Below are 4,799 nucleotides of genomic sequence, written 5' to 3' on the forward strand. Positions count from 1 at the left end.
AAGAGACAGCCCTCCGCCCCTGACACGACAAACGCGGCCCCCGGGTGCCGGGGGCCGCGCGTGCCGGTGGATCAGTCTGTCGTCAGGGCCTTGAAGCGGCGGAGGCGGAGGCTGTTGCTGACCACGAAGACCGAGGAGAACGCCATCGCGCCGCCGGCGATCATCGGGACGAGCAGGCCGGACGCCGCCAGCGGGATGGCCGCCACGTTGTAGGCGAACGCCCAGAACAGGTTGCCCTTGATCGTGCGGAGCGTGCGCCGGGACAGCCGGATCGCGTCGGCGGCGGCGCGCAGGTCGCCGCGCACCAGGGTCAGGTCGGACGCCTCGATCGCCACGTCCGTCCCGGTGCCCATGGCCAGGCCCAGGTCGGCCTGGGCGAGCGCGGCGGCGTCGTTGACCCCGTCGCCCACCATCGCCACCGTGCGGCCTTCGGACTGGAGGCGCTTGACGACGTCCACCTTGTCCTGGGGCAGGACCTCGGCGATGACCTCGTCGATGCCGACCGCGTCCGCGACCGTGCGGGCCACCGTCTCGTTGTCGCCCGTCAGCAGGACGGGACGCAGCCCGAGCGCCCGCAGCCGGACGATCGCCTCTCGCGAGGTCGGCTTGACCTGGTCCGCGACGGTGACCACCGCGCGGGCCTCGCCGTCCCAGCCCACCGCGACGGCGGTGTGGCCGAGCGCCTGGGCCTTCTCCATGGCGCGTTCGAGGTCGGACGTGAGGTGCTGCGACCACTCGGCGAGCAACTGCGGACGTCCCGCGAGGACGCCGTGACCGTCCACCATCCCCTGGACGCCGAGGCCCTCGATGCTGGCGAAGTCCTCGACCGTGCCCAGCGCACCGACCCGTTCCACGGCCCCCCGGGCGATCGCCTGGGCGATGGGGTGCTCGGAGGCGTTCTCCAGCGCGCCCGCCAGGCGGAGCACCTCGTCCTCGGAGACGCCGTCGGCGGTGTGGACGCCGGCCAGGGCCATCCGGCCGGTGGTGACGGTGCCGGTCTTGTCCAGGACGACCGTGTCGACCCGGCGGGTGGACTCCAGCACCTCCGGGCCCTTGATCAGGATGCCGAGCTGCGCGCCGCGTCCCGTCCCGACCATGAGGGCGGTCGGGGTGGCGAGGCCGAGGGCGCACGGGCAGGCGATGATCAGCACGGCGACGGCGGCGGTGAACGCGCCGGCGAGCGGTTCGCCGGTGCCGATCCAGAAGCCGAGCGTGCCGAGCGCGAGCGCGATCACGATCGGGACGAAGACGCCCGAGATCCGGTCGGCGAGCCGCTGCACCTGCGCCTTGCCGGTCTGCGCGTCCTCGACGAGCCGCGCCATCTGCGCGAGTTGCGTGTCGGAGCCGACCCGGGTGGCCCGGACGAGCAGCCGGCCGCCCGCGTTCACGGTCGCGCCCGCCACGGTGTCGCCGGGCCCGACCTCGACCGGGACCGACTCGCCGGTCAGCATGGACGCGTCCACCGCGGACGAGCCCTCCTCGACCGTCCCGTCCGCGGCGATCTTCTCGCCGGGACGGACGACGAACACCTCGCCCACGGCCAGCCGGTCGACGGGGACGCGCTCCTCGCGCCCGTCCCGCAGGACCGAGACCTCCTTGGCGCCGAGCTCCAGCAGGGCGCGCAGCGCGGCGCCGGCGCGGCGCTTGGACCGCGTCTCGAAGTACCGGCCGGCCGTGATGAACATGATCACACCGGCCGCGGCCTCGAAGTAGACGTTCATCGACCCGTCCGAGCGGGTCATCGAGAACTCGAACCCGTGCTTGATGCCCAGCTCGCCGGCGGTGCCGAAGAACAGCGCCCACAGCGACCAGGCGAACGCGGCGAGGGTGCCGAGGGAGATCAGCGTGTCCATGGTCGCGGCGCCGTGCCGCAGGTTGACCGCCGCGGCCTTGTGGAACGGCCAGCCCGCGTACACCACGACCGGGGCGGCCAGCGTCAGCGACAGCCACTGCCACGCCTCGAACTGGATCGCCGGGATCATCGCCATCGCGATCACCGGGACCGACAGCACCACCGCGGTGATCAGCCGCTGCCGCACCGGCCGCAGGCCGTCGTCCGGCTCCGGCCGGTCCCGCGGCCCGGACGGCGGGGCGGGCAGCTCGGCGCTGTAGCCGGCCTTCTCGACGGTGGCGACCAGGTCCTCGGGGGATACCCCCTCGGGGAACTCGACCCGGGCCTTCTCGGTGGCGTAGTTGACCGTCGCGGTCACGCCGTCCAGCTTGTTGAGCTTCCGCTCGATGCGGTTGGCGCACGACGCGCACGTCATACCGCCGATCGCCAGCTCGATCCGCCCGGACTCGGTGTCCGTGCTCATCGCGTCCTCCTCTGCCTCGATCGTGCGGAACTCAGTGGGTGTGGGGCTGGTCGTCGTGGCCCGGCTCGCCCTGCTCGGGCACCCGGGCGTTTCCGGCGTGGACCGTGAACTCGGCGGTCCGGACCTTGCCGTCGTGCTTGAAGTCCAGGTAGAGGCGGTACGCGCCGGAACTGGGCGCCTCGGCGAAGAACGTGATGCCGGGGCCGGACGGCGTCGTGCCGTCGCCGGGCTCCCCGTCCGGGTGGACGTGGAGGTAGGCGAGGTCGCCCTGCCGCAGCGCGACGAGGTGCCCGTACGCCTCAAGGTAGGGCTGAAGGTCGGTGACCGGCTCGCCGTCCTTGCTCACGGTGAGGGTGAGCTCGGTGGACGTGCCGGGAGCGAGTCCGCCGGTGAGCTTCACCTCGTAGCCGTCCACCTTCGCGACCTGCGCGGGCTTCGGCAGCGGCGCGGGCCGCAGGTCGCCGGGGGCGAAGACGTCCGTGCCGAGCGTGAGCTGCCGCTTCGCGCCGGCCGGCTGGATGTCGGTGAAGAACCGGTACACGCCGGGCTTCGCCAGCGTCAGCGGGACGGTCCAGACGCCGCCGCCGAGCTGCGTCGGGTGCAGGTGCTGGAAGCCGGACAGGTCGCGCCGCGCGACGATCAGGTGGAGCCGCTTGCCGTGCAGGGGCTGGAAGCCCGTGACGGGCCGGCCGTCCGGTCCGTTGATGGTGAACCGGAAGTCCGTCTTCTCGCCGGGGGCGACGGTCGTCCGCTGCGGGGTCAGCGTGTAGCCGTCCTCGGACACCTGGAGGCCGCCCGGTGCCTGGGCCGCCATGCCCTCGTGCCCGCCCGCTCCGTGACCGCCGCCGCTCCCGTGGGACGCCATCTCCGCGGTGCCGCCGACGGGGCCGACGACCTTCCCGATGCCCGCGGCGCCGCCGAAGACGACGGCCAGGCCCACGGCGTAGGCCCCCAGCCTTGTCGCGCTGTTCATGCCGATTCACTCCGCTCGATGGTCGAGGGCGCCCCCCGCCCGCAGGCGAGGCGCGTGCCGCTCATGAGGTCAGCTGGTATCCGGCGTCTTCGACGGCGGCCCTGACCCGGGCGTCGTCGAGCGGGGCCTGGCTGGTGACGGTGACCTTGCCGGACGGGAGGTCGACGTCCACGCCGGTCACGCCGGTGATCTCCTGGACCTCCTCGGTCACCGAGCTCACGCAGTGGCCGCAGGTCATCCCGGTGACGGTGTAGGTGGCGGTGCTCATCTCGGCGTCTCCTTCGATTCTTACCCCATGGGGGTATCTGATGAGGCTCATGCTGCCATGGCCCGACGCCCGTGACAACCCCTAGGGGGTATGGGTGCATTTCGAGATCCCGGTCACACTCGTCCCCAGGGTTGTCCACAGGTGTCCACAGGGCTGTGGACGACGTTCCGGCGGCCCGGCTCTTCGCGGATACTGAACCCATGCCTGAGCTACCTGAGGTAGAGGCGCTGGCGGGGTTCCTGAGGGAGCGCGTGGTCGGCCATGCGGTCGCCCGCGTCGATGTTCTCGCCATCTCCGCGCTGAAGACCTACGACCCGCCGGTGACCTCGCTGGGCGGGCTGACCGTCACCGGCGCGGGCCGGCACGGCAAGTTCCTCGACCTGGACGTCGACGGACTGCACCTGGTGATCCACCTCGCCCGCGCCGGCTGGCTGCGCTGGCGGGACGAGATCCCGGCCAGGCCCGTCCGGCCCGGGGGCAAGAACCCGCTCGCCCTGCGCGTCCACCTGGACGACGGCTCCGGCTTCGACCTCACCGAGGCCGGCACGAAGAAGAAGCTCGCGGTCTACCTCGTCCGAGATCCGGACGACGTGCCGGGCGTGGCCTCGCTCGGCCCCGACCCCCTGGACGACGCGTTCACCGTCCAGGCCCTGGCGGGCATCGTGAACGGCAAGCGCAGCCAGATCAAGGGCCTGCTCCGCGACCAGAAGATCATCGCGGGCATCGGCAACGCCTACTCCGACGAGGTGCTGCACGTCGCGAAGATGTCCCCGTTCAAGATCGCCTCCTCGCTCACCGAAGAGGACGTCGCCGTCCTGCACGAGGCGATCGTCGGCACGCTCCGGGACGCGGTCGAGCGCTCGCGCGGCCTCGAAGCGCAGGACCTCAAGGGCGAGAAGAAGACCGGCCTGCGCGTGCACGGCAAGGCCGGCCAGAAATGCCCGGTCTGCGGCGACACGGTCCGCGAGGTGTCGTTCGCCGACTCGGCCCTCCAGTACTGCCCGACCTGCCAGACCGGCGGCAAGCCGCTCGCCGACCGGCGCATGTCCCGGCTGCTCAAATAGGGCGGTTCCCGGTGGCCGGGCGGCGTATCGTGAGCCGGGAGATCACGCCTCCCCCCTTGCTCAGGAGCCGCCATGGGCTACCCGCCTTACCCTGCGCAGCCAGGCCCTGGCGGCCCCTACGCGCCCGGCTACGGCCCGCCGGCCCACCCGGGCCCCGCGCCCGCCCAGCCGTACGCGCC

4 protein-coding genes are annotated in these 4,799 nt (G+C 72.6%); 1 reads left to right on the forward strand and 3 read right to left on the reverse strand.

Features of this window, described 5'->3' with window-relative positions:
• Positions 1 to 71 precede the first annotated feature (71 nt).
• The 3 genes from E1293_RS44545 to E1293_RS44555 all read right to left on the reverse strand — a co-directional run bounded on the left by E1293_RS44545 (position 72) and on the right by E1293_RS44555 (position 3,556).
• Positions 72 to 2,315 carry a heavy metal translocating P-type ATPase gene (locus E1293_RS44545; RefSeq protein WP_132205818.1) on the reverse strand — a complete coding sequence of 748 codons (2,244 nt, stop codon included), beginning with the start codon at positions 2,313 to 2,315 and terminating at the stop codon, positions 72 to 74.
• 31 nt (positions 2,316 to 2,346) lie between these two features.
• Positions 2,347 to 3,288, reverse strand: a complete 942-nt coding sequence (locus E1293_RS44550; protein WP_132205820.1) for a hypothetical protein — start codon at positions 3,286 to 3,288, stop codon at positions 2,347 to 2,349.
• A gap of 61 nt (positions 3,289 to 3,349) precedes the next feature.
• Positions 3,350 to 3,556, reverse strand: coding sequence for a heavy-metal-associated domain-containing protein (locus E1293_RS44555; RefSeq protein WP_132205822.1), 207 nt, complete (start codon positions 3,554 to 3,556; stop codon positions 3,350 to 3,352).
• Positions 3,557 to 3,756: 200 nt separating this feature from the next.
• Here E1293_RS44555 and E1293_RS44560 point away from each other — a divergent pair, with 200 nt between their 5' ends.
• A complete protein-coding gene (locus tag E1293_RS44560; protein WP_132205824.1) occupies positions 3,757 to 4,620 on the forward strand; it encodes an Fpg/Nei family DNA glycosylase in 864 nt (287 codons plus the stop codon).
• Positions 4,621 to 4,799 lie beyond the last annotated feature (179 nt).

It is taken from the genome of Actinomadura darangshiensis, from assembly GCF_004349235.1.
GTDB lineage: Bacteria > Actinomycetota > Actinomycetes > Streptosporangiales > Streptosporangiaceae > Spirillospora > Spirillospora darangshiensis.